This is a genomic window from Vibrio aestuarianus, assembly GCF_028858425.1.
GTDB lineage: Bacteria > Pseudomonadota > Gammaproteobacteria > Enterobacterales > Vibrionaceae > Vibrio > Vibrio aestuarianus.
Window position 1 is genome coordinate 866,577 of the sequence record NZ_JAKNYQ010000001.1, and the last position, 25,702, is coordinate 892,278.

Consider the following 25,702-nt stretch of genomic DNA (forward strand, 5'->3'; position numbering starts at 1 on the left):
GACAATGCCAAAACGTACTGACATTAAAAGTATTCTAATTCTAGGTGCTGGCCCGATCGTTATCGGTCAGGCATGTGAATTTGACTACTCAGGCGCTCAAGCCTGTAAAGCGCTGCGCGAAGAGGGTTATCGAGTTATTTTGGTTAACTCAAACCCTGCCACTATTATGACTGATCCTGAGATGGCTGATGCAACTTACATCGAGCCAATTCATTGGGAAGTGGTACGCAAGATTATTGAAAAAGAACGTCCAGATGCTGTATTGCCAACTATGGGCGGTCAAACGGCGCTTAACTGTGCACTTGATTTAGAAAAGCACGGTGTGCTTGCTGAGTTCGGTGTTGAAATGATTGGCGCAACGGCTGATGCGATTGATAAAGCGGAAGACCGTTCACGTTTTGATAAGGCAATGAAATCTATCGGTTTAGCCTGTCCTCGTGCCGATACAGCAAAAACGATGGAAGAAGCTTATCGCGTTCAAGAAATGGTCGGCTTCCCTTGTATCATTCGTCCATCTTTTACTATGGGTGGTACCGGTGGTGGTATTGCGTATAACAAAGAAGAGTTCGAAGAAATTTGTCGTCGTGGTCTCGATCTTTCTCCAACCAATGAACTCCTTATTGATGAGTCTTTGATTGGTTGGAAAGAATATGAAATGGAAGTCGTTCGCGATAAAGCGGACAACTGTATCATTGTTTGTGCGATTGAAAACTTTGACCCAATGGGCATCCATACGGGTGACTCAATCACAGTGGCACCGGCGCAAACGCTAACCGACAAAGAATATCAATTGATGCGTAATGCATCGCTAGCAGTATTGCGTGAAATCGGCGTTGAAACGGGCGGTTCAAACGTACAGTTTGGTATCAATCCGAAAGATGGCCGTATGGTCATCATCGAAATGAACCCGCGTGTATCTCGCTCTTCTGCTCTAGCATCTAAAGCAACAGGTTTCCCTATTGCTAAAGTCGCAGCGAAACTGGCGGTTGGTTTTACCTTAGATGAGCTAATGAACGACATCACAGGTGGCGCGACTCCGGCTTCGTTTGAACCAACGATTGACTACGTTGTTACCAAGATCCCTCGTTTTAACTTCGAGAAATTCGCTGGTGCTAATGACCGCTTGACGACACAGATGAAGTCGGTGGGTGAGGTTATGGCCATTGGTCGTAACCAACAAGAGTCATTACAAAAAGCATTGCGTGGTTTAGAAATCGGTGTAAACGGTTTAGATGAAATGGTTGATCTAGACGCACCAGATGCGCTGACTACTATTCGTCATGAGCTAAAAGAAGCGGGTGCTGAACGTATTTGGTACATTGCTGATGCATTTCGCGCCGGTTTGTCAGTCGATGGTGTATTTAACCTAACCAACATCGACCGTTGGTTCCTTGTGCAAATCGAAGAATTAGTCAAGATGGAACAAGAGGTTAAAGCGGGTGGTTTTGCGGGCTTGAACGCTGATGTTCTGCGCAAAATGAAACGCAAAGGCTTCTCTGACGCGCGTCTTTCAACCTTACTTGGTGTTTCGGAAAGCGAAATTCGTCGTATGCGTGACCAACATGATATTCATCCAGTTTACAAACGTGTGGATACTTGTGCGGCAGAATTCTCATCTGACACGGCTTATATGTATTCTTCTTATGATGAAGAGTGTGAAGCGCAGCCAACAGATAAAGACAAAATCATGGTACTTGGTGGTGGTCCTAACCGTATCGGCCAAGGTATTGAATTTGACTACTGCTGTGTGCATGCTTCTCTTGCACTGCGTGAAGACGGTTATGAAACCATCATGGTTAACTGTAACCCTGAAACGGTTTCAACGGATTACGACACATCGGATCGTCTCTACTTTGAACCAGTAACATTAGAAGATGTACTTTCTATCGTACGCGTAGAAAAACCAAAAGGCGTGATTGTGCAATACGGTGGTCAAACACCATTGAAATTGGCTCGCGCACTTGAAGCTGCTGGTGTGCCAATCATTGGTACAAGCCCTGACGCTATTGACCGCGCAGAAGACCGTGAGCGTTTTCAACAAGCTGTTGACCGTTTAGGTTTGCTTCAGCCAGAAAACGCAACCGTAACGACTATGGAGCAAGCGATTGAAAAATCGAAAGATATCGGTTTCCCTCTCGTGGTTCGCCCCTCTTATGTTCTCGGTGGTCGTGCGATGGAAATCGTCTATGACGAACAGGATTTACGTCGCTACTTCAACGAAGCGGTTAGCGTTTCGAATGAATCACCAGTACTGCTTGACCGTTTCCTAGATGATGCAGTGGAAGTCGATATCGATGCTATCTGTGATGGTGAGCGCGTTGTGATTGGCGGTATCATGGAGCACATCGAACAAGCGGGTGTTCACTCTGGTGACTCAGCATGTTCTCTTCCGGCTTACACGTTAAGCCAAGAAATCCAAGATGTGATGCGCGAGCAAGTTGAAAAACTGGCGTTTGAATTGGGTGTTCGTGGCCTAATGAATACACAGTTTGCGGTTAAAGATAACGAAGTTTACTTAATTGAAGTTAACCCTCGTGCTGCTCGTACTGTACCGTTTGTTTCAAAAGCAACGGGCGCTCCACTGGCAAAAATTGCAGCGCGTGTAATGGCTGGCCAATCTCTAGAGTCGCAAGGCTTCACCAAAGAGATTATCCCACCTTACTACTCGGTAAAAGAAGTGGTACTACCGTTTAATAAATTCCCAGGTGTTGACCCACTGTTAGGCCCAGAAATGCGCTCAACAGGTGAAGTAATGGGTGTGGGTGCAACGTTTGCTGAAGCATACGCTAAAGCAGAGCTTGGTTGTGGGAATGTTTACCCTGAAGGTGGTCGCGCATTGCTATCGGTTCGTGAAGGTGACAAACAACGAGTAGTTGATTTGGCTTCTAAGCTGGTTAAATTGGGTTACCAACTCGATGCAACTCATGGTACTGCGGTCATTTTGGGCGAAGCTGGTATTAATCCACGCTTAGTCAACAAGGTTCATGAAGGTCGCCCTCATATTCTTGACCGAATCAAGAATAATGAATACACCTATATCATCAATACCGCCGCGGGTCGCCAAGCGATTGAAGACTCTAAAGTTCTACGTCGTGGCGCATTGGCTGAGAAAGTGAACTACACCACAACTCTGAACGCTGCTTTTGCAACCTGTATGTCTCATACGGCAGATGCAAAATCATCAGTGACATCAGTTCAAGAGTTGCACGCACAAGTTAAAGCTAACTTAGCTTAAGCTAGCTAAAAAAATAATAAATCAGTAGCTCTCAGAGCTACATGACAACCTCATTGCCCGCTAAATTAAGCGGGCTTTTTTTGTTTAAGAGAACTACATCCAAACAACTTCAAGTAGGAAGGGCATATCACTTTAGTTAGGTTGTTTAGTACATTGTGAGTATTAATTTAATTGATGAATATTTGGAATGAATTGAAGGCGTGATTTTCTCTTTTAGCAACGATTGTTCAGTGTTAGCGTGAGCAAAATAACGCAGCGATTAAGGATTAAATGGATATTTCAATTGAGGTTTTAGGACTGCTTTTTTTGGTTGCCAGCGCTGCTGGTTTCATTGATGCAATGGCGGGAGGTGGTGGGTTACTAACGCTACCTGCTTTATTGGCAGCGGGTGTGCCTCCAGCTCAAGCTCTTGCAACCAATAAACTACAAAGCTCCTTTGGTAGTTTTTCAGCGACTTGGTATTTCGTGCGTAATGGCATGGTAAGCCTGAAAGAGATGAAACTTGCAATAGCTTGCACTTTTATTGGTTCAGCTTGTGGTGCAGAGTTGGTTCAGCATATTGATGCGAGTTTACTAACCAGTTTAATTCCTATTCTTCTTATTAGTATTTCGCTGTATTTTTTGTTGGCTCCACAAACTAAAGCGGTCCAGGGTAATCCCCGACTATCAGAAGGACTTTTTGCTTTTTTGATCGGTGGTGGTGTAGGCTTTTATGATGGTTTTTTTGGCCCCGGCACTGGTTCTATTTTCACGGTTTGTTTTGTTGTGCTTGGTCACTTTTCCTTAGTTGAAGCAACGGCAAGAACTAAGCTACTTAACTTCACCTCTAACGTCGCGGCGTTACTATTCTTCTTGATTGCGGGATTACCTATTTGGGAAATTGGTTTGGTGATGGCTGTCGGTGGTTTTATCGGTGCGAGAATGGGAGCTAAAGTGGTCGTCACAAAAGGGCAGAAATGGATTCGTCCGTTGGTTATTGTTATGTCAATGCTGATGGCAGCGAAACTTCTTTGGCAACAGCATCCGCAATGGTTTCAATCAATTTTTTAATCCTTGGTGAGCGATAACTACTGCTACGCAAACAAATATGGATGGGGCGGACAAGCGCCTGTAATTGGTCGAAATCAAAACAATATTGTGGCTTGATATTGAGTGTTTTAATTACGGACAAGGGGACTAGTGCTGGCGTCATTCCCCCTAATGCTAATTGTGCTGAAGCCGTGTATGAGTCCATTTCCATCAAGGGCGTGATTGCCAATTTGGCTAATATATCAAGCTGATAAGTATTTGCAGGGTTGGACAAATCATTAGTGACTAATTGTGTTGGTAAGCACGTTAGTGGCGTTTGGCTGACGATATAAAAGGGTTCATCGGCTAGGTGGAAAGCCATTAATCCATGATTAGCTGGTAAGTAACCTGCACAGAACCCAAGTGTTGCTTTTCCTGATTGCACATGTTGCACAATTCTCGGTGTGTGGTTGGTCGTGATAGTTATGAATTTATCTTGCTGTAGATAGCGGCCCATTGCCACATTTAGGTAACCAGCGACCAAGGTTTCTGAACAGTCGAGTTTGATTAAGGTATCATCAGTCAGTGCTTGCTGATCGAAGATTAAACCACATAACTCATTGAAGCTTGGACCAATACTCTCAACTAGAGCCAGTGCGTCGGTGGTCAGTTTTATCTGCCGCCCATCAGGCTCAATAAGTTTCTTCCCGAGTCTCTTTTCTAAATTAGCAATACGCTTACTCACCGCAGATTGGCTAATATAGAGCAAACTGCCGGTTCGGCTCATGGTTTTTTCTTTGCTTAACATAAGCAAGGTTTCGATACCTTCAAGCAGCATAATTAAAGAGCATTGGGAATAGGTGAGCCTACTCTACACTATTATTTCGAGCTGAGGTTACTTATTAAGTGCAAATGTGGGCAGTGACAAATGCCAACGAATTGCACCTAATCGAATGATGAGCGTTGAAAGTACTCCAGCGATAAAAGCGCTTGAATTATCATAGCCCATCGCCAGTGCAGTTGTATGAAATAGGCCGCCAATAATACATGCTGTGGCGTATACTTCACTGCGTAATACCATCGGGATTTCGCGAGCTAATACATCGCGAATAATGCCACCACCACAACCAGTAATGACTCCCATGATGACAGCAACGATGGCTGAATCTTGATAAAGCATTGCTTTTTCTACACCGATCCCAACAAAGACCGCCAAACCAATAGCATCACAGACAGGTAATATCCACCAAGCAACTCGCTTAGGTCGACGAACTAACAACATGGTGAGTACGCAAGTGATAAAAATAACCCAAAGGTAAGTGGTATCTTTTATCCAAAAAACGGGAGTAGCCCCGAGCGCCATATCACGGATGGTGCCGCCACCAATGGCGGTAACACTGGCTAATACAACGACACCAAAGGGGTCCATTTTTAATCGGCCAGCAAGTAATACACCTGAAATGGCAAAGATAGCCGTACCAAATAAATCAATCAAGTAGAGCAACACGGAGTCCATTTTACTAGGTTCTCTTTATAGTTAATGGAACAGAATTCGGGCTCGAATTGTACGAGATTTTAGCGTGTTAGTGCTAGCGTTTTTGCCGGATGTGTGCGAAGTGATCACATACTTCTTCAATCGCATTCAATGTGCGAGGCGTTGGCCTATTTAACCAATCTGAAGTTAAAGACCAAACAAAGTCATGCTGAACGGCGAATAATTGTTGCTGCCATTTTGACCACATATGACCGTTTTTGATCGCATGTTCAGAAGTAAATATAGCGTCGGGGTTAGCGAGTAATACTTGTTCAATGCCCACTTGAGGATAGGGCGATGGACTATCGGCAAAAATATTCTCACCACCGCAGAAACGAAAGACTTCGCTAGGCCAGCTGTCTTGCGCCAGTGTAATGATCGGTTTTTCACTGAGTTGATAAAAATAACGAACTTTAGAACTGGTATGGTAGCGCTGTTTGAATATCGCTAAGGATTGTCGAAAGTTGTGCGCCGCATTTTTCCCGATTTGTGGATTATCGGCGTATTGACTGAGTTGCTCGATATTGGTGGCGATATCTTCTAAGGTTTTGGTTTCTGTTGAGTAAATGGTTAGCCCTAGCTGTTTCAGTTTTGCTATCTCTTTAGCAGGGTTGCCAGAAGGCCAAACGATCACTAAATCTGGTTGTAGTTTTAGAATGCGTTCTAAATTAATACCTTGATAATTTGCTACTTTTTCTAATTTTTTCGCTTGAGGTGGATAGTCGCTGTATTCACTAACAGCAACTACTTTATCGCCAAGGCCAGCGGCAAAAGCTAGCTCTGTCGCGTGAGGAGCTAAGCTGATAATGCGTTCTACTTGAGCTTGAACTGGGTTGATAATCCCAACGAATAGAAGATAAAGGAAGGTCAATATGCGCAATTTATAGCCCTTGATTAATCATGAGGAGTAGAGCGCTTTCTAGCACCAGCCAAGCAAAAATTCGCCACGCGAGCAGTTTTTGTAATTGAGATAAATGAATAGCAGCAGGTGCGACGCGCCCCCCAATTTTAACTCGGATAGCTTTTTTCTCACCGTAAATGGCTGGCCCACCAAGTGACAATTCTAATTTGTTGCCGACGGCGGTTAATAGCCATCCTGGACCCGGCAAAGGCCAGACTTTACTTTGCTGTATCATGGCCGTAAACGTGGTCAATGCTTTATCACCGATGACGATCAACACACTAAATAAGCGCAAAGGAATTAAATCTAGCATAGCGAGCAAGCGTATTACCGGTAAACCAAATGGGTGAAACCTTTGGCGAGAAGGCGACCATGCTCTCGCGAGTTCAGCCACTAGGCGATACATTAATGCTCCAGTTGCGCCTAAGCATGCATACCAAAATAGAACACCGATAACATTGCGGCCATAGCCCATGATGATCGTCTCTGCCCCCGCTTTTCCTAATCCTAGCGGTGATAAACTTTCTGTCGTTCTATTTACAAAAGGTGCGAGTAAGCGTCGTGCTAGTTTTTTATCTTCTTTGGCTAAAGCGTTAATCAGTTGGTTCGCAAGTTGTTCTTGGCTGCGCCAATCAAAAGCCAACAGAAGAATCGCTAAATCAAAAAGTTGAGGTTGCCAAACCAGAGGTTTGAGGGCAATCAGAATGGCCAGTGCTGGCAAGCACATCAGCAGCAAGGCTAGCGTACCCGAGATTACACTTTGCGAGTAACTGTTATTGGTATTGACTTTATCGGCGAGTATTTCAGCAAATTTGTGCCATAAAGTTACTGGGTGCGCGTTACGAGGGATGGGCAAAATGAGATGAAATACAATCGCTCCCCACATAACGAGGAGCGATCCATTGGCATAAAACGGCTTCAACATCTCTTCCATGATGATCGTCGCTTGGCTTACTTAAGAAGCTCAACCATTTTGATTACCATTTCAGAGGAGCTTTGCGCTGCAAGTGGCAAGAACTCATCAAATGACATTGGCGACGCTTTATCTGCCACGTCTGAAATCGCGCGAACGACGACAAAAGGAACATTGAACTGATGACAGGTTTGAGCGACCGCTGATGCTTCCATTTCGACCGCGATGACACTTGGGAAATGTTGGCGGATAAAGGCTTGGCGTTCAGCCGTACAGACAAAAGCATCACCGGTACAAATAAGACCACGCACCGCGTGTTTATCTTCCATTTGGGTCAGTGCTTTTTCAGCAATGTTCATCAGCGTTTCATCGGCTTTAAAAGCGGCAGGTTGCCCAGCCATTTGGCCCATCTCATAGCCAAAAGCGGTGACATCTGCATCGTGGTGGCGAACTTCGCTAGAAATAACCACATCACCCATTGTTAAGCTCGCATCAAAGCCACCCGCAGAGCCGGTATTAATCACAACATCTGGTTGGTATTCTTCAAGTAAAATCGTCGTGCCAATAGCTGCTGCTACTTTACCAATTCCAGATTGAAGAAGTACGACATCCACCCCATGGATTTGACCGATAAAGTAAGTGCAACCAGCTTTACTTACTTGTTGCACATTGTTAATTGCGTCTTTTAAAATCGCGACTTCTTGTTCCATCGCGCCAATGATGCCGATTTTCATGAGGATTCTCTTATTCGGTTAATAATAAAAATTGGCTGAAGTTTAACATGAAACTTTCCACTAGAGCGATAAGGTACTTTTTATTCGAGTAGTCCGGCTTTGGTTAAGTTTTCTCTGAGTAGTTCAACTCGCTTGCGGTTAACGCCCATATCCGAATAGCCAATGCGTGATTCAGAACGAACGATTAATCGTCGCTTATCAATTTTTAATTCAAGATCATCAACAAAGCGCATGATACGGCTAGTATATTCAATGCGTAGATAGTTATCTTCTTTGCTTGCGGTTTTAGAACGTGGAATAGAAAGGGCAACAGCTTCAATTTGATCTAAAGAAACGCCAGCTTTGAGGATGAAGGGCGAAACCGAGAAAGCATTGCGATCATCTTGAGTGGATACACAATTGGGTTTATCACCGCAAGGTGTTGCAGTGCGGTCGGTCATGGTGGTAACTCCTTGACTGCATGCTGTCAATGTTGAAAACAGTAATAGACTGAATAGTAAACGCATCTTTTTCCCTATGATATTTATTTTATAGGTTAAGCAAAAGGATTCACTTTTGCGTGAATCCTTTATTTACTTGAAACGATATTATTGTTGATTGTGCTTTTTGGTATTGGGTTTTTAGTAGTTAAGACTTAAAGCTCTAAGTAATCAAGTATTCCTTCAGCAGCTTTACGGCCCTCATCAATGGCGGTGACGACTAAATCAGAGCCGCGAACCACATCACCACCAGCGAAGATTTTTTCATTGCTAGTTTGGTATTGGAAGGACTGCACAGAAGGCGCTTTAATTCTTCCCCACTGATCAAGCTCAACACCAAATGGTTCAAGCCAAGGCATAGCATGAGGTTGGAAGCCAAAAGCCATGATTACCGCATCGGCAGCGAGTACGTGTTCACTACCTGCTACCGGTTCTGGGCGACGACGTCCTGCTTCATCGGCTGTTCCTAAAGCTGTTTTTACCACTTTTACCCCGGTCACTTGACCAGTTGCATTGGTTTCAATGCCTAGTGGTTGAAGGTTGAACATAAATTCAACGCCTTCTTCTTTCGCATTTTTTACTTCACGGCGAGAACCTGGCATGTTCTCTTCATCTCGGCGATAAGCACAAATGACTTGCTCCGCATTTTGGCGAATAGAGGTTCGAACACAGTCCATAGCCGTATCACCACCGCCTAAAACGACGACTTTCTTATTGGCCATATCAATAAAAGGTTGCTCTGATTCCAGTCCCATCACTTTATATGTATTAGACACTAAAAAGGGTAGAGCATCGTAAACGCCCTCGGCTTCTTCGTTGGCAAGGCCTGCGCGCATATTTTGATAAGTGCCAACGCCAAGAAATACCGCGTCGTAATCATCAACTAAGCTTTGCAGCTCAATATCTTTGCCTACTTCAACATTGAGTTGGAATTCAACGCCCATTTCACTAAAGATGCGACGGCGATTTTCCATTACGCCTTTTTCCAATTTAAAAGATGGAATACCGAAGGTGAGCAAGCCGCCGATCTCTGGATATCGATCGAACACAACGGGTTTGACTCCATTGCGCACTAAAACATCCGCCGCCGCCAAACCGGCTGGTCCTGCACCAATAATCGCGACTTTTTTATCTGTCCACTCGACATTTGACATGTCAGGTGTCCAACCCATTTCAAAGGCTTTATCGGTAATGTATTTTTCAATATTACCAATCGTTACTGCGCCAAAGTCATTGTTGAGTGTACAAGAACCTTCACATAAACGATCTTGAGGGCATACTCGGCCACACACTTCTGGCAAGCTGTTGGTTTGATGAGAAAGCTCTGCCGCTTCAATAATTCGCCCTTCATTGGCGAGTTTTAACCACTGTGGAATATAGTTATGTACTGGGCATTTCCACTCACAGTACGGGTTACCACAATCTAAACAGCGGTCAGCTTGGGCGGTTGCTTGCTGCTTAGTGAATGGTTCGTAGATCTCGACAAATTCAATTTTACGAATAGTGATCGGTTTCTTCGCCGGGTCAACTCGACTTACATCAATAAATTGGTATACGTTCTGGCTCATAAATCTGGCTCCTTCCAATTATTGTGCTTGAACGCGCAGCTCTGCGGCACTACGGCTTTGATGGCCTAGTAGTGTGCTGAGATCGGCAGCTTGTGGTTTAACGAGATAGAACTTTGGTATCCATTCATCAAAGTTTGCGAGAATATGTTCGGCATGAACTGAACCGGTTTCTTCCAAATGCTCGGCGATTAAACCACGTAAATGTTCTTGGTGGATGTATAAATCTTGCAATGAAACGGCCTCGACAGATTCACCGTTAACACGACCTTGGAAATCCCCATTTTCGTCCATCACGTACGCAAATCCACCAGTCATACCAGCGCCAAAGTTCACTCCTGTTGCCCCAAGAATGGCAACAATACCGCCAGTCATGTACTCACAAGCGTTATCACCAGCACCTTCGATGACGGTGATGGTCCCTGAATTACGCACGCCAAAACGTTCGCCAGCTTTACCTGCTGCAAACAGTTTTCCACCAGTTGCGCCATATAAACAAGTATTGCCGACAATGGTTGCTTCATGGCAATTAAAGGTTGTGCCAAGGTGTGGTTTGATCACTAACTTACCCCCAGCCATGCCTTTACCGACATAGTCGTTTGCATCACCAGTCAGATATAATTCAACACCACCAGCATTCCATACCCCGAAAGATTGGCCTGCGGTACCGTCAAGGTGAATTTTAATCGGTGAGGCTGCCACGCCTTGGTTCCCATAGCGCTTAGCGATTTCACCCGATAAGCGTGCACCAATAGAGCGGTCCGTATTTCGCACGTTGTAATATAGGTTGAGCGATTGTTGAGATTCGACGGCGCTTAGCGCATCGTCAACGATCTGTTGGTTAAGTTGAGCTTTATCAAACGGTGTGTTTGGTTCAGTCCAATATAGCGGATGATGCTGTTGAGATACCGGTGCTTCTAACAAGCCAGATAGATCAAGCTTGCTTTGTTTGGCAGTCATCCCAGCGACGACTTCCAGTAAGTCTGTACGGCCAATCAAGTCGGTGAGTTTTTCAACGCCCAACTCTGCTAGGTATCCGCGCACTTCATCGGCAAGGCCGATGAAATAGTTCATCACCATTTCTGGTAGGCCTTTGAAATACTCTTTACGCAGCGTTTCATCTTGTGTTGCGACACCAGTCGCGCAGTTATTTAAATGGCAAATACGTAAGAATTTACAGCCCATTGCGACCATAGGTGCAGTACCAAACCCAAAGCTTTCTGCACCGAGAATAGCGCCTTTAACCACATCAAGGCCGGTCTTTAATCCGCCATCTACTTGTAAACGAATTTTATGACGTAAGCCATTAGCGACTAATGCTTGTTGGGTTTCTGCCAAACCAAGTTCCCACGGGCTGCCTGCGTATTTAACTGATGTGAGTGGACTTGCTGCTGTACCGCCGTCGTAACCTGAAATGGTGATAAGGTCAGCGTAGGCTTTAGCCACACCGGTAGCAATAGTGCCAACGCCCGGTTCTGAAACGAGTTTGACCGAAATCAGCGCTTTGGGGTTTACCTGTTTAAGGTCGAAAATAAGCTGCGCTAAATCTTCAATTGAATAGATATCATGGTGCGGTGGTGGGGAAATTAAGGTTACCCCTTGCACTGAATAACGCAACTTGGCAATTTCTGCGGTCACTTTATGGCCGGGCAGTTGTCCGCCTTCCCCTGGTTTTGCACCTTGGGCAACTTTAATTTGTAATACATCAGCATTGGTTAAGTAATGCGGTGTCACACCAAAGCGCCCCGAGGCAACCTGCTTGATACGAGAGTTTCGCTCGGTACCAAAGCGGCGTGGATCTTCACCACCTTCACCAGAGTTCGAATAGCCACCTAAACGGTTCATGGCAGTCGCGAGCGCTTCATGTGCTTCTGGGCTTAATGCTCCAATGGACATTGCGGCAGAATCGAAGCGTTTAAATAGCTCGGTATTCGGCTCGATTTGATCTAGCGTTAAAGGTGTGGCTGATTTTTTTAGCTTGAGTAGGTCACGCAACATTGCCGCTGGGCGAGCGTTGACCTGCTGAGCAAAAGCCTTGTAATCAGATGTTTCACCTGATTTTACGGCTTGTTGTAATGTGCCAACCACATCAGGGTTGTAAGCATGATACTCACCACCGTGTACATATTTCAGCAGTCCGCCATGTTCCAGAGTTTTACGTTTGGTCCAAGCTTTGCGCGCAAGGTTATAAAGATCTTGTTGAAAATCATCAAAATTAGCGCCTTGAATGCGAGTTGTGACTCCTTTAAAACACAAATTGACGACGTCATTATGCAGGCCTACCGCTTCAAATAATTGTGAACAACGGTAAGAGGCGATGGTCGAAATGCCCATTTTGGACATGATCTTCAATAAGCCTTTATCAATACCGTAGCGATAGTTTTGCATCACTTCGCGATAGCTTTTTTCTAAGGTACCGTCATCGATCATCTTGCTTAATGTTTCGTAAGCAAGGTAGGGGTAAACGGCTGTGGCACCAAAGCCAAGTAGGACTGCAAACTGATGAGGATCACGCGCGGTGGCGGTTTCAACGATAATATTGGCATCACAGCGTAGGTTCGCTTCTACTAAGCGAGTTTGTACTGCGCCTACCGCCATGGCTGCTGGAATAGGTAGCGTCTCTTTGGTTAATGCTCTATCTGACAATACGATCAGTACAGATCCTTGGCGAACTTCTTGTTCTGCTTGTGTACATATATCGAGCAGTGCTTGCTGGAGATCTTTTTGTTTGGGATCGTAATTGATATCCAACCGGCTATGTCGATAGTGTTTATCACTTAGATTAAGCAGTTGTTGCATATCTGAATAAAGTAAAACTGGAGAGTCAAACGTCACACGATACGCATGGCCATCGGTTTCGCAAAAGACGTTCATCTCTTGACCGACGCTAGTGGCAAGAGACATCACATGTTTTTCACGCAGTGGATCGATAGGTGGGTTGGTGACTTGTGCAAATTTCTGGCGGAAATAGTCGGTTACCAAGCGTTCTTTTGATGAAAGTACCGCCATCGGCGTATCGTCACCCATCGAACCTACGGCTTCTTGTCCCACATCACCCAGCACGCGCAGCACTTGATCGATCTCTTCGTTGCTCATCGCAAACTGTTTTTGATAGGTTTTTAGCTCGTCATTATCGAAGCTGCGTTCGCCCACCAAATCGTCACTGAGTTCAGAGAATGGAGTTAATCGATGGACGTTATTTTTCATCCATTCGCCATAAGGATGACGGTTTTTTAGATCATTATCGATTTCACTGGATTGCCAAAGTTTGCCTTGGCGAGTATCGATCACCAACAGTTCACCAGGTCCAACACGCCCTTTTTCTGCCACTTCATCGGGGGCGTAATCCCAAATGCCAACTTCAGAGGCGAGGGTAATGAGCTTATCTTTGGTTATGACATAACGGGCAGGGCGCAGGCCGTTGCGATCCAAGTTACAGGCGGCGTAACGTCCATCAGACAAGACGATGCCAGCCGGACCATCCCATGGTTCCATGTGTTTTGAGTTAAAGTCATAGAAAGCACGAAGATCTGGGTCCATATCGGGGTGGTTTTGCCATGCTGGCGGTACCAACATACGCATTGCTCGGAAGATATCCATGCCGCCAGCTAAAAAGAGGTCAAGCATATTGTCGAGACTGGAAGAGTCCGAACCTGTCTCATTAACGAACGGAGCCGCTGTTTGTAGATCGGGCAATAGCGGTGAAGCAAATTTATAAGCACGGGCTCTTGCCCATTGACGATTACCTTCAATAGTGTTGATTTCACCATTGTGCGCTAAGTAGCGGAACGGTTGAGCAAGCGGCCAACGGGGTTGGGTATTGGTTGAGAAACGCTGGTGGAACAAGCAAATGGCAGATTCCATGCGTAAGTCGGCAAGATCGAGATAAAAGCGTGGTAGATCCGCAGGCATACACAAGCCTTTATAAACAATAACTTGTGTTGATAGTGAGCAGATATAGAAATCGCGATCATCGGTGATCTGCTTTTCAATACGGCGGCGAGCAATGTATAAGCGTCGTTCAACATCTCTTTCACGCCAGCCGGCAGGCGCTGAAATAAAGACCTGCTGAATATCAGGGACGGAGTCTGCCGCGATAGGTCCAAGAACACTTTTATTGGTTGGCACAGTGCGCCAGCCCGTAACAGTGAGCGTTTCTTGTGCTAATTGTTGGTTGATAATATCGCGCGCGGCTTGCGCTTTAGTTGGGTCTTGGCTGAGGAAAATCATGCCGATAGCGTATTGCTTACTGAGCTTCCACCCTTTTTCTTCGGCGATAAGTTTGAGGTATGAATCTGGCTTTTGAAGCAATAAGCCACAGCCATCACCGGTTTTACCATCGGCTGCGATGCCGCCTCGGTGAGTCATGCGATCTAATGCTGCAATCGCCGTTCTTACTAATTTATGACTAGTTTGACCTTCCATATGCGCGATCAAACCAAATCCACAGTTGTCTTTCTCCAAACTTGGATCATATAGAGCCATTGCAATTCTCCCTTTGCTTCTCTGTCATCCAGACAGTAAATGACTAACTATTCTATTTTTATTATTTTTAGTGCGTATTCATGTGCCATTTTTGATTTTAATTTTAACAAAAATGGTCAATTTAATTTTCACTGACTTCACAAGCTATAGCTTATTATGGATAAGGTCAAGTTCTTGGTGAAAAATCACGTTGGAATGCGATTTACCATGTAATTGTCTGAATTAAACTAATGTATTCAATGTGATAGTGTTTTTGTTGTTACCATTTATTAACAATTGAAATTTCATCTAATAAGAAAAACAACAAAAAAGGCCAGCAGGGAGTGCTGGCCAAAAAGTAAAAATTGGAAGGAATCGTTTGATTCAGACACTCTCCTACGTCGATAAACGCAGGAGAGTATTGAGCTGTTAGGCTGAAAGCATCAGCGAACTTGCTTTTGCTTCGAGGTTAGTACCACCCATCAGGTAGGCATCAATTTCACGAGCGCACTCGCGACCTTCATTGATGCAGCGGACAACCAAAGATTGGCCAGTACGCATATCACCCGCTGCGAACACGCCTTTTTGGTTAGTTGCAAAACCTTGCGTAGCAACGTTACCGCGCTCATCAAGTTTAATATCGAGCTGAGCAAGCACTCCATGCGGTTCCGGATGCAAAAAGCCCATCGCCAAGAAAGCCATATCACAAGCAATAACGCGTTCAGTGCCTGCAACTTCTTCAAACGTTGGACGTTCACCAGGAGCTGCATCTTGCCAAACGATGTCGGCAAGGCGTAGACCCGTGACTTGACCTTGCTCATTACCAATGAATTCTTTGGTTAAGATGTTCCAGTGACGTTCACAACCTTCTTCATGAGAAGTTGAGGTACGCAAAATCATTGGATACTGAGGCCAAGGCATATTTGCCGGGCGTTTATCTGCAGGCATTGGCATGATTTCAACTTGGGTAATGCTCGCTGCGCCATGGCGATTTGATGTACCGACACAGTCAGAACCAGTATCACCACCACCAATCACCACCACGTGTTTGCCTTTCGCATGGATCTCTTCAGTTTTAAGATCCATGTTATTGGCGCGGCGGTTGTTTTGGCCGAGGAATTCCATGGCGAAGTGTACGCCTTTGAGTTCACGACCTGGGATCGGTAGGTTGCGTGGCACGGTTGAACCACCAGTGAGCAATACGACATCAAACTCTTGGCGTAGCTGCTGTGCGTTAACATCGACACCAATGTGCTGGTTGACTTTAAACTCAACCCCAGCTTCTGCCATCAGGTTAATTTTGCGATCAATTATATCCATACCGAGTTTGAAATCAGGAATACCAAAGCGCAGTAACCCTCCCACTTTTTCATCGCGTTCAAACACGGTTACGGAGTGACCTGCGCTGTTGAGCTGCTCTGCGGCGGCTAGACCAGCAGGACCCGAGCCGATAATGGCAACCGTTTTCCCGGTGCGTGAGCGAGGCGTTTTAGGCTTCGCATAGCCTTCACGGTAAGCGGTCTCAACAATGGTTTTTTCGATATTACAGATGGTGATTGGATCTTGGTTAATCCCAAGTACACAAGCACTTTCACAAGGTGCAGGGCAAACACGTCCTGTAAATTCAGGGAAGTTATTGGTTGAGCTTAAGATTTTCCAAGCTTCTTCCCAACTGTCGCGATACACCGCGTCATTGAATTCAGGAATAATGTTACCGATTGGGCAGCCGTTATGACAAAACGGCACGCCACAGTCCATACAGCGAGAAGCTTGAGTGTTAATCTTGCTGCCAAATTCTTCATTGAGAACAAATTCTTTGTTGTCTTGAATACGAACTGAAGGGTCGAGCTTCTGCGGAAGCTCGCGACCATGTTCTAAAAATCCAGTAGGCTTACCCATTATACGGCCTCCACTTCTTCCGTTTGTACTTGCTCAGCTTCAGCCTTACGCTTTTGAAGTACTGCTTTGTAATCACGCGGCATTACTTTGACCATATCAGTCAAACTTGCTTCAAAATTGTCGAGGAATGACTGAGCGACTTCACTTCCTGTGAATTGAACATGCTTGGACAGCATTTCACGCAGCAGATCTTTATCTTCTTGCTCTAGTGGATCCAGATCAACCAGCTCAGGGTTGAGTTTGGACTCGAAGTCACCGGCTTTGTTCCAAACGTATGCAACACCGCCACTCATACCAGCCGCAAAGTTGCGACCTGTTGAACCTAGCACAACCGCAACGCCGCCAGTCATGTATTCACAACCGTGATCACCAACCCCTTCGACAACCACTTTCGCTCCAGAGTTACGAACACAGAAACGCTCACCAGCTAAGCCGCGAATGTAGGATTCACCAGAAGTCGCGCCGTAGAAACAAACGTTACCGACAACGATGTTATCTTCAGCAATAATTGTTGAACGTGCGTCAGGGTAGAGCACCAACGTACCGCCAGATAAACCTTTACCCCAGTAATCGTTCGCATCACCTTCTACTTCAAATTTGACGCCTTTAGCTAAGAAAGCCCCAAAAGATTGACCCGCAGAGCCGTTAAACTTGACGTTCATCGGTTGTGGTAAGCCTTGGTCTTTGTATACTTTCGAAATTTCATTCGAGAGCATTGTTCCAGTGCTGCGGTCTGTATTGACGATAGGGAACGTCGCATTAACCGCTTCACCTTTCTCTAACGCTGGAATCGCTGCTTGAATCAACTGACGGTCCAGTACATTTTCAAGTTGGTGATTTTGCTTGGTTTGGCAATAGATACCATCTTCTGCGCGTGGCTGTTCAATATAAAGCACCGGTGACAAGTCAAGGTTCTTATATTTCCAGTGGTTGATGTCTTCGCGAACTTTCAATTTATGTGACTGACCAACCATTTCATCAATGGTGCGGAAGCCAAGTTCAGCCATTACTTCACGCAGACCCTCAGCCATGTAATGGAAGAAGGTAACGACATCTTCTACACGACCATCGAAACGTTCACGTAGTGTTTTGTTTTGAGTTGCAATGCCGACAGGACAGGTATTTTTATGACACTTACGCATCATGATACAGCCTTCAACGACAAGTGCAGCCGTTGCGATCCCCCACTCTTCTGCACCAAGCAAGGTTGCTACAGCTAAGTCACGAGGTGTCTTCATCTGGCCATCGCTTTGTACAACAATACGGTTGCGTAGACCATTTTTAAGCAACGTCTGGTGAGTTTCAGCCAGACCAAGTTCCCATGGCAAACCAGTATGGCGGATTGATGACATTGGCGATGCACCTGTACCACCATCAAAACCAGCGATAAGTACCACATCTGCTTTTGCTTTTGCTACGCCTGAAGCAATAGTACCGACACCCGCTTCCGACACGAGCTTCACATTGACACGGCCCGAACGGTTAGCGTTTTTCAAGTCGTAGATAAGCTGAGCCAAATCTTCGATTGAGTAAATATCATGGTGTGGTGGTGGTGAAATCAGGCCGACTCCAGGAGTAGAGTGACGAGTTGCACCGATCCAATCGTCGACTTTATCACCTGGAAGTTGTCCACCTTCACCTGGTTTAGCACCTTGAGCCATTTTGATTTGTAGCTCATCAGCATTAGTAAGGTAGTAAGACGTCACACCAAAGCGACCAGAAGCAACCTGTTTAATGGCTGAGCGTTCCCAGTCACCGTTTTCTTTACGCTCGAAACGAGTTGGGTCTTCACCACCTTCACCAGAGTTTGATTTCGCACCGATACGGTTCATCGCAACCGCTAAGGTTGAGTGAGCTTCGTAAGAGATTGAACCAAAAGACATCGCACCGGTTGCAAAACGCTTTAAGATATTTTCCACAGGCTCGACTTCAGCAAGCGGAATAGAGCCAGCTGGATTTTTTACAAAGTCAAGTTGGCTACGCAGCGTTGCAGCGTTGTCACCTTGAGAATCAACAGCTTGGGCATATTGCTTGAACTGCTCGTAATCTTTATTGCGAGTCGACTGTTGCAGTAGCGAGATAGTTTCTGGGTTAAATAGGTGTTTTTCACCTCGTTGTTTCCACTGATAAACACCCCCCACATCCAATACTTGTACTGGCACTTCACGAGTTGGGTAACCAACACGGTGACGAACCAGTACTTCTTTTGCGATGTCATCAATGGTTAAACCTTGGATACGAGAAACCGTGCCAGTGAAGTATTTATCGACCACCGATTTGCTGATCCCCAGTGCTTCAAAGATCTGTGCACCGTGGTAAGACTGCAGCGTTGAGATGCCCATTTTAGAGAAGATTTTCAGCAGACCGCCATTGATCCCTTTACGGTAATTAGCAAACAGCTCTTTAGCCGATGTATTTGGATCCAGTTTTTTGGTGCGTTGCAGTTCAATAATGGTTTCAATAACCAAGTAAGGGTTAACCGCGTTTGCACCATAGCCAATTAAGGTCGCGAAGTGGTGCGTTTCACGCGCATCACCCGTTTCAACCACAATGGCACATTTCGCACGCAAACCTTTACGGATTAAGTGGTGATGAACCGCGCCTACTGCCAACATTGCAGGGATAGCTGCATGGTTGGAGTTTACCGCTCGGTCAGTCAGTAAGATAATTGAATAACCGTCAATGACAGCATCTTCAGCATATTGGCAAATACGTTTAAGAGCACGTTCTAGCTTGCCCTGATCCTCATTTGCTTGGAATACGATATCTAACGTCTTTGCTTGAAGGTGCTCGTTATCAATCGCACGTAATTTTTCAAGTTCAGAGTTAGAAAGAACAGGAGATTCCAATTCTACTTTTTGGCAGTGAAGGGCCGTTTCAGTCAGTAGATTTTGATCTTTACCTAAATAGGTGTTTAGAGACATCACCATACGCTCACGGATCGGGTCGATCGGTGGGTTGGTTACCTGAGCAAATAACTGCTTGAAGTAGTTAGAAAGGTGCTGAGATTGATGCGATAACACCGCTAATGGCCAGTCAGCGCCCATGGCAGAAAGTGGCTCGTAACCCGTTTTTGCCAATGGAAGAATGATTTCATTCACTTCTTCAGAGCTGACACCGAATGACTGTTGACGAGACATTAAGCGTTCTGGCGTTGGTTGGCTATATTGGTTGCTTGCCTCTGGTAACTTATTCAAGCTCAGTAGGTTGTCTTCAACCCACTTTGCATAAGGCTGGGCGCTGGCAATGGTATCTTTTACTTCTTCATCAGAGATGATACGGCCTTGTTCAAGGTCGGCAACAAAGATACGGCCAGGCTGCAAACGACCACGATATTCAACGTTTTCTGGAGCAATTTCAACCACACCAGACTCAGATGCCATGACCAAGAAATCATCTTTAGTGACGGTATAGCGAGAAGGACGTAAACCATTTCGGTCTAGTGTGGCACCCACTTGAACTCCGTCGGTGAAACAAACAGAGGCTGGGCCATCCCATGGTTCCATAAGGTTTGCGTGGTATTGATAGAATGCACGACGCGTTGGATCCATGTTTTTATTTTCTTGCCACGCTTCTGGGATCATCATCATTAACGCGTGTGGCAAGCTGCGACCTGAAAGCACGAGAAGTTCCAGTGCCATATCGAAGTTTGATGAGTCTGAGCTGCCTTCCTGACAAATAGGAAGTAGCATATCAATTTCGGCTTGACTAAAGAGATCCGACTCAAGGATCGCTTCACGCGCTTTCATCCAGTTCAAGTTTCCGCGAACGGTATTGATCTCACCATTGTGAGCAATATAACGGAAAGGTTGCGCCAAACGCCATTTCGGGAATGTATTGGTAGAGAAGCGAGAGTGTACTAGTGCAAGCGCTGTCACCATGGTCGGATTTTGTAGGTCAAGGAAGTACTGCGGTACTTGCTCTGTCGTTAGCTGACCTTTATAAACCAAGGTTTTGTATGACATTGAGTTGATGTAAAAATCATCCCCAATGTTTGAAATACTTTCTAAGCAAACACGAACGGTGTAGTTGCGTAATACATAAAGTTTACGTTCCAGCTCTTCTGGTGTGGTGCTTGGGCCGCCAGAGATAAACACATGTTCAAATTGCGGTTCAGTGCTAAGCGGGTCGGCACCGATCATTGAGTTGTCGGTAGGAAGAACACGGTAGCCAATTACTTCTAATTCTAGACGCTTAGCGTTGCGTTCTAAAATATCACGACATTGTGCGCGTTTGTGCTCATCTTTAGGAAACAGCACTACACCGACACCGTATTTTTCAAAAGAAGGCAGTTTAATACCTAGTTTAACAGCTTCTTCAAGTAAAAATTCATGAGGTTTTTGTAGCAAAATACCGGCACCGTCACCCGAGCATGGGTCACAGCCTTGTCCGCCGCGGTGTTCCATGCGAGCAAGCATGTCCAGTGCTTGAGTCACAACCGCGTGAGACTTACGGTTTTTTAAGTGAGCAACAAAACCGATACCACAAGCGTCATGCTCCAATTCAGGAGTATATAGACCTCGTGAATTCTGCTCTCTATCTACCATAGATACATCCTTCCAGTTCAATTTAGACGCACGTTGGCTAAGGCATACTTAGCGATGCGACTTGTCCTTTAATTGTTATCAATTTAAACCCACCGGTGATTGGCGAGTTCGAGTCCTTTCCGTTTCTCACAGGAAAAATATTGCGAGAAAAACATTCCTTAGTGATATTCAATTTATTAATGCCACTTTGTAGTGGTTTATATAGGTGAGTGCTGAATATCACCGATTTTTCCGCATTCATTTGTGTAATAAATATCACAAAAAATAGGGCGGTTGTGTAAGTATCCTACAATTTTGTTTATGGGAATTCCAACGAAAACTCGCTTTAGTCGCCCATTTTTTTCGTTAAAAATGCATATTTTGTTTAACAATGTCGCAACATTGCGCAAATAACACAGTTTTTCTGCATGTTTATTGATTTTTATTAGGTGGCATTGTGTTTGAAAGGGGTAACCTTTGTGGATTTAATTTGCAGGGATGTAATTTAGTTACATTAATCGAATTGATATTCATTACTATCTATGAGTGGTTCTTCATCAATGCAATTGCACCAACTGGTTAATACTATTGGCCAAGATCTTCAGCGACGTTACGGCGAAAAAGTTCATAAGCTCACCTTACATGGTGGCTTTAGTTGTCCAAATAGGGACGGCACGATTGGTCGAGGAGGGTGCACGTTCTGTAACGTCTCTTCTTTTGTTGATGAACAAACTCAAATCCAGAGTATTGAACAGCAACTGACCGATCGGGCCGGTGAAATTAAGCGTGCCAAAAAATACTTAGCGTATTTTCAGGCTTACACCAGTACTTACGCTGAAGTTCAGGTGCTGAAAAATATGTATCAACAAGCACTTAAAGCGGCAGATATTGTTGGCTTGTGCGTCGGTACTCGCCCTGACTGTGTACCAGATGCCGTGTTGGATCTGCTTTCTGGTTACGTGCAACAAGGCTATGAGATTTGGCTTGAACTGGGGTTACAAACGGCTAATAACGACACGCTGAAACGTATTAATCGTGGTCATGATTTTGAATGTTATGCCAAGATCACTCAGCGGGCTCGTGCGCTTGGTATTAAAGTCTGCACGCATTTGATCGTTGGGTTACCTAAGGAGACCCGAGATGACAATGTAGAAACTTTACAGCAAGTGCTAGCGGTTGGAACCGATGGCATTAAGTTGCATGGGTTACATATTGTAGAAGGTAGCACTATGGCCAAAGCTTGGCGTGCTGGAAAGTTAGAAGCCCCAGCTTTAGAGGAATACGTTTCGATCGCGAGTGAACTGATTCGTATGACCCCACCTGAAGTGGTGTATCACAGAGTCTCTTCTGCCGCCCGTCGGCCGACATTACTAGCTCCACTTTGGTGTGAAAATCGCTGGTTAGCGATGACCGAAATTGGCCGAGCATTAGATAAAGATGGTGCTCAAGGTTCATTATTAAATAGACCGTTTATCTATTCCCTGCCAAATAGTTAAATATTTGACGTTTTAGCAAATCCCTGTGATTAACTTGGCTGACGAATTAGCGATAAACACGTTAGACTAGCCATACTGTTATCGCATGGAGCGTTTAATGAAACCCATGAAAAACCTTGCCCAGTATTATGTCGACCTGTTGGTTAAGCTGGGCATTCTTCGTTTCTCCATTCTGCTTGCTCTTGCGCTGGTTGCACTGGCGGTTGTGGTGCAAGTTGGAATCACATTAGTTCTCAACGGTCACGTGGATGATATCGATATTGTACGTTCGGTATTCTTTGGCTTGTTGATCACGCCGTGGGCGGTTTACTTTTTGTCGGTCGTTGTTGATCAACTGGAAGAGTCACGTCAGCGTCTTTCCAAATTGGTTTCAAAATTGAAAGATATGCGTTTGCGTGACCAAGAATTGAACTACAAGCTGCAACAAAATATTGTCAAACTAAACCAAGAAATTGAGGAAAGAATCAAAGCTGAAGAAGCTCGTGAAGAGGCGATGGCAGATTTAGAAAATGAAGTCTATCAACGCGAAAAAACCCAGCTTGAACTTGCAGAGCGAACCGCCTTATTACGTTCGTTTATTGATGCCTCTCCTGACTTAATCTATTACCGCAATGCTAACGGTGTATTTTCTGGTTGTAACCGCGCTATGGAAGAGCTAACAGGTAAGCGCGAAAATCAATTGGTCGGCCTTACGCCTTGGGATGTCTACAGCAAAGAAGTTGCACAACAGATAGTCGAAACAGACGAAAGAGTGTTTGCAGACAACCAAGCTCTGACTTATGAACAGTGGCTCGAATACCCAGATGGTCGTAAGAACTATTTTGAATTACGTAAAGTGCCTTTTTACAGCAAAGATGGGCGTCATTTAGGCTTGGTCGGTTTCGGCCGTGATATTACCGAGCGTAAACGTAACCAAGAATCTTTAGAAAAGGCGAGTCGTGACAAGACCACCTTTATTTCGACCATCAGTCATGAATTACGCACGCCGCTCAATGGCATTGTAGGGCTAAGTCGAATGCTACTTGATAGCACGTTAACTCCTGAACAACGTAAGCACATGCAAACCATCAACGTCAGTGCCATCACGTTGGGCAATATCTTTAATGACATTATTGACATGGATAAGTTTGATCGCCGCAAACTTGAGTTGCTTCCTGCGCCGTTAAATTTTGAAGAGTTTGTTGCGGAAATTGAAAGCATTTCTGCGTTGATGGCAGAGCAGAAAGGGCTAAGGTTTGATCTTGAAAGGCTCAGTGACTTACCTGTTGCGATCGAAGTTGATGCCACTCGCCTGCGCCAAGTCTTATGGAATTTAATCAGTAATGCGATGAAATTCACCAAAGAAGGTGGCGTAGTGATGACAGTAAGCGCCGATGTGGAAGATCAATTTGCCCATATTGTAATGGAAGTTGAGGATACCGGTATTGGGATTCCTGAAGCTGAACTTGATAAAATATTTGCAATGTATTACCAAGTTAAATCTGGTAAGGACAACCTACATGCAGTTGGAACGGGGATCGGTCTTGCAGTTTCTCGTCAGTTAATTAATTTAATGGATGGCGATATATCAGTAAGTAGCGAAGAAGGGTTCGGAAGTACGTTTACTGTGTCGATTCGCGTTCCTTTATCGCAAGATGCGCATTTTCAGCCACTAATCTCTGCCCCTCAAAGAAGTTTAAATATCTTTATGGTTGAAGACATAGAACTCAATGTCACTGTGGCTCGCTCACTACTTGAAAGTTTGGGTCATACGGTCTCCGTTGCAATGACTGGTGAAGAGGCCTTACAAATGTTTGTGCCCGAAGAGTACGACCTAGTCTTTTTAGATATTCAATTGCCGGATATGACGGGTTTTGATGTTGCGGCTTATTATCGAGACAAGTATTCTAAATTGCCGCCATTGGTTGCACTAACGGCGAATGTACTGAAGAATAAAACGGAATACTTACAAAAAGGCATGGATGATGCGATAAGCAAACCGTTGTCTGTCTCTGCCGTTCAAATGATCATTGCAAAGTTTACAGACCGTGAGTTAGTGGCTGACTTGCCGCAACCTGAAGACAAAACGGTGGAAGATAGTAATGAAGTAAGCACACACTTACTAGATATTGATATGCTTGAATCCTATGTTGATATCGTTGGACCAAAACCCGTTTTGGAAAGTATCCAGATGTTCGAAGAGATGATGCCCAGTTATATCGAAGTGCTTGATTCGAATATGGTCGCCAAAGATCAGGCTGGAATTGTCTCTGAAGCACACAAAATTAAAGGTGCAGCAGGCTCGATAGGCCTTAAGCATATTCAAAATGTAGCTCAAAAAGCGCAATCGCCAGACTTGCCCGCGTGGTGGGAAAATATAGGTGATTGGGTTGATGAAATCAAAAATGGTTATCAGCACGATATCCAAGTATTAAAACAATGGTTAGCTCAAAGGTAATATTATGAAAAAAATCGCGTTAGCTTCACTCGCTATGGCCTTGTTGGCTGGATGTAGCTCTCCACAAATCGATTGGCAACAAGATAACCTAGCGGTGGTATCAAATATCACCATTGGGCTAAAAAGTACTTTATGGATGAATCAAATGCCAGCAATCAGTGATGAAGAGACGCCGGCAACACCAGCTTTACATGGCACTTTAAGATTAGATTCATCAGCGGTATTACCTGCTAATTTAACCGTTGATGCATTGGTTATTCAGCAAGGTAGCCGCAGTTGGATTGTGGATAGTGATTCACTGGAATTACGTACTTACAGTGAGAATCAGTGGGAAGTCGTCTTTGAACGTCAAATAGAGGCAAATACGGATGAAGCTGTCGATATCGCGTTGCAGTTGAGTGATGGCGAAAAAGCGCAGTGGTTGATTGACCGTGGCGTAATGATAGATAAAGTCTATTAAGCTTGTTGATAACAAAAAGCCCTTTAACGTGAGTTAAAGGGCTTTTTTAAT

15 protein-coding genes are annotated in these 25,702 nt (G+C 44.9%); 5 read left to right on the forward strand and 10 right to left on the reverse strand.

What is annotated here, in order from left to right; translation table 11 throughout:
• The first annotated feature begins 4 nt into the window (after positions 1–4).
• Together carB and MCT08_RS04185 are read left to right on the forward strand one after the other, a co-directional pair.
• Positions 5–3,235 (forward strand): carbamoyl-phosphate synthase large subunit, encoded by a 3,231-nt coding sequence (carB, locus tag MCT08_RS04180; protein ID WP_053310792.1) that lies wholly within the window; start codon positions 5–7, stop codon positions 3,233–3,235.
• Between the two features lie 270 nt (positions 3,236–3,505).
• The gene (locus MCT08_RS04185) at positions 3,506–4,285 is read left to right on the forward strand and encodes a TSUP family transporter (protein ID WP_274677930.1); all 780 of its coding nucleotides are present in this window, start codon (positions 3,506–3,508) and stop codon (positions 4,283–4,285) included.
• Here the strand turns inward: MCT08_RS04185 and MCT08_RS04190 are convergent.
• The 10 genes from MCT08_RS04190 to gltB (MCT08_RS04235) all read right to left on the reverse strand — a co-directional run bounded on the left by MCT08_RS04190 (position 4,215) and on the right by gltB (MCT08_RS04235) (position 21,279).
• Positions 4,215–5,081, reverse strand: a complete 867-nt coding sequence (locus tag MCT08_RS04190) for a LysR family transcriptional regulator (RefSeq protein WP_274677931.1) — start codon at positions 5,079–5,081, stop codon at positions 4,215–4,217. The genes MCT08_RS04185 and MCT08_RS04190 overlap by 71 nt on opposite strands.
• A gap of 57 nt (positions 5,082–5,138) precedes the next feature.
• The gene (locus MCT08_RS04195) at positions 5,139–5,759 is read right to left on the reverse strand and encodes a TRIC cation channel family protein (RefSeq protein WP_053310795.1); all 621 of its coding nucleotides are present in this window, start codon (positions 5,757–5,759) and stop codon (positions 5,139–5,141) included.
• A gap of 73 nt (positions 5,760–5,832) precedes the next feature.
• Positions 5,833–6,657 carry a vitamin B12 ABC transporter substrate-binding protein BtuF gene (btuF, locus tag MCT08_RS04200; RefSeq protein WP_425609321.1) on the reverse strand — a complete coding sequence of 275 codons (825 nt, stop codon included), beginning with the start codon at positions 6,655–6,657 and terminating at the stop codon, positions 5,833–5,835.
• Position 6,658: 1 nt separating this feature from the next.
• A complete protein-coding gene (locus tag MCT08_RS04205; RefSeq protein ID WP_274677932.1) occupies positions 6,659–7,612 on the reverse strand; it encodes a cobalamin biosynthesis family protein in 954 nt (317 codons plus the stop codon).
• 17 nt (positions 7,613–7,629) lie between these two features.
• On the reverse strand, positions 7,630–8,325 hold the full coding sequence (mtnN, locus tag MCT08_RS04210; RefSeq protein ID WP_168521107.1) for a 5'-methylthioadenosine/S-adenosylhomocysteine nucleosidase: 696 nt from the start codon (positions 8,323–8,325) through the stop codon (positions 7,630–7,632).
• 80 nt (positions 8,326–8,405) lie between these two features.
• Positions 8,406–8,831, reverse strand: a complete 426-nt coding sequence (locus tag MCT08_RS04215) for a DUF1499 domain-containing protein (protein ID WP_080996360.1) — start codon at positions 8,829–8,831, stop codon at positions 8,406–8,408.
• 128 nt (positions 8,832–8,959) lie between these two features.
• The gene (locus MCT08_RS04220; RefSeq protein ID WP_274677933.1) at positions 8,960–10,372 is read right to left on the reverse strand and encodes an FAD-dependent oxidoreductase; all 1,413 of its coding nucleotides are present in this window, start codon (positions 10,370–10,372) and stop codon (positions 8,960–8,962) included.
• A gap of 18 nt (positions 10,373–10,390) precedes the next feature.
• Positions 10,391–14,854, reverse strand: a complete 4,464-nt coding sequence (gltB, locus tag MCT08_RS04225; RefSeq protein WP_274677934.1) for a glutamate synthase large subunit — start codon at positions 14,852–14,854, stop codon at positions 10,391–10,393.
• Between the two features lie 408 nt (positions 14,855–15,262).
• The gene (locus tag MCT08_RS04230) at positions 15,263–16,732 is read right to left on the reverse strand and encodes a glutamate synthase subunit beta (protein ID WP_053310801.1); all 1,470 of its coding nucleotides are present in this window, start codon (positions 16,730–16,732) and stop codon (positions 15,263–15,265) included.
• Positions 16,732–21,279 (reverse strand): glutamate synthase large subunit, encoded by a 4,548-nt coding sequence (gene gltB / locus MCT08_RS04235; RefSeq protein ID WP_053310802.1) that lies wholly within the window; start codon positions 21,277–21,279, stop codon positions 16,732–16,734. Before gltB (MCT08_RS04235) ends, MCT08_RS04230 begins: the two co-directional genes overlap by 1 nt.
• A 539-nt stretch (positions 21,280–21,818) precedes the next feature.
• Here gltB (MCT08_RS04235) and mnmL point away from each other — a divergent pair.
• The 3 genes from mnmL (at position 21,819) to MCT08_RS04250 (ending at position 25,651) form a co-directional block, all read left to right on the forward strand.
• Entirely contained in the window at positions 21,819–22,754 is a 936-nt protein-coding gene (gene mnmL / locus MCT08_RS04240; RefSeq protein ID WP_168786546.1) for a tRNA modification radical SAM protein MnmL/YtqA, read from the forward strand.
• 97 nt (positions 22,755–22,851) lie between these two features.
• Entirely contained in the window at positions 22,852–25,191 is a 2,340-nt protein-coding gene (gene arcB / locus MCT08_RS04245) for an aerobic respiration two-component sensor histidine kinase ArcB (protein WP_274677935.1), read from the forward strand.
• A 4-nt stretch (positions 25,192–25,195) separates the two neighbouring features.
• A complete protein-coding gene (locus tag MCT08_RS04250) occupies positions 25,196–25,651 on the forward strand; it encodes a hypothetical protein (protein ID WP_168521119.1) in 456 nt (151 codons plus the stop codon).
• Positions 25,652–25,702 lie beyond the last annotated feature (51 nt).

Excerpts from the sequence above, each read along its gene's own strand:
- carB (WP_053310792.1), top strand. The coding sequence starts at position 5 with ATGCCAAAACGTACTGACATTAAAAGTATTCTAATTCTAGGTGCTGGC.
- MCT08_RS04185 (WP_274677930.1), top strand. The coding sequence starts at position 3,506 with ATGGATATTTCAATTGAGGTTTTAGGACTGCTTTTTTTGGTTGCCAGC.
- MCT08_RS04190 (WP_274677931.1), bottom strand. The coding sequence starts at position 5,081 with ATGCTGCTTGAAGGTATCGAAACCTTGCTTATGTTAAGCAAAGAAAAA.
- MCT08_RS04195 (WP_053310795.1), bottom strand. The coding sequence starts at position 5,759 with ATGGACTCCGTGTTGCTCTACTTGATTGATTTATTTGGTACGGCTATC.
- MCT08_RS04205 (WP_274677932.1), bottom strand. The coding sequence starts at position 7,612 with ATGGAAGAGATGTTGAAGCCGTTTTATGCCAATGGATCGCTCCTCGTT.
- mtnN (WP_168521107.1), bottom strand. The coding sequence starts at position 8,325 with ATGAAAATCGGCATCATTGGCGCGATGGAACAAGAAGTCGCGATTTTA.
- MCT08_RS04215 (WP_080996360.1), bottom strand. The coding sequence starts at position 8,831 with ATGCGTTTACTATTCAGTCTATTACTGTTTTCAACATTGACAGCATGC.
- MCT08_RS04220 (WP_274677933.1), bottom strand. The coding sequence starts at position 10,372 with ATGAGCCAGAACGTATACCAATTTATTGATGTAAGTCGAGTTGACCCG.
- gltB (WP_274677934.1), bottom strand. The coding sequence starts at position 14,854 with ATGGCTCTATATGATCCAAGTTTGGAGAAAGACAACTGTGGATTTGGT.
- MCT08_RS04230 (WP_053310801.1), bottom strand. The coding sequence starts at position 16,732 with ATGGGTAAGCCTACTGGATTTTTAGAACATGGTCGCGAGCTTCCGCAG.
- gltB (WP_053310802.1), bottom strand. The coding sequence starts at position 21,279 with ATGGTAGATAGAGAGCAGAATTCACGAGGTCTATATACTCCTGAATTG.
- mnmL (WP_168786546.1), top strand. The coding sequence starts at position 21,819 with ATGCAATTGCACCAACTGGTTAATACTATTGGCCAAGATCTTCAGCGA.
- arcB (WP_274677935.1), top strand. The coding sequence starts at position 22,852 with ATGAAACCCATGAAAAACCTTGCCCAGTATTATGTCGACCTGTTGGTT.
- MCT08_RS04250 (WP_168521119.1), top strand. The coding sequence starts at position 25,196 with ATGAAAAAAATCGCGTTAGCTTCACTCGCTATGGCCTTGTTGGCTGGA.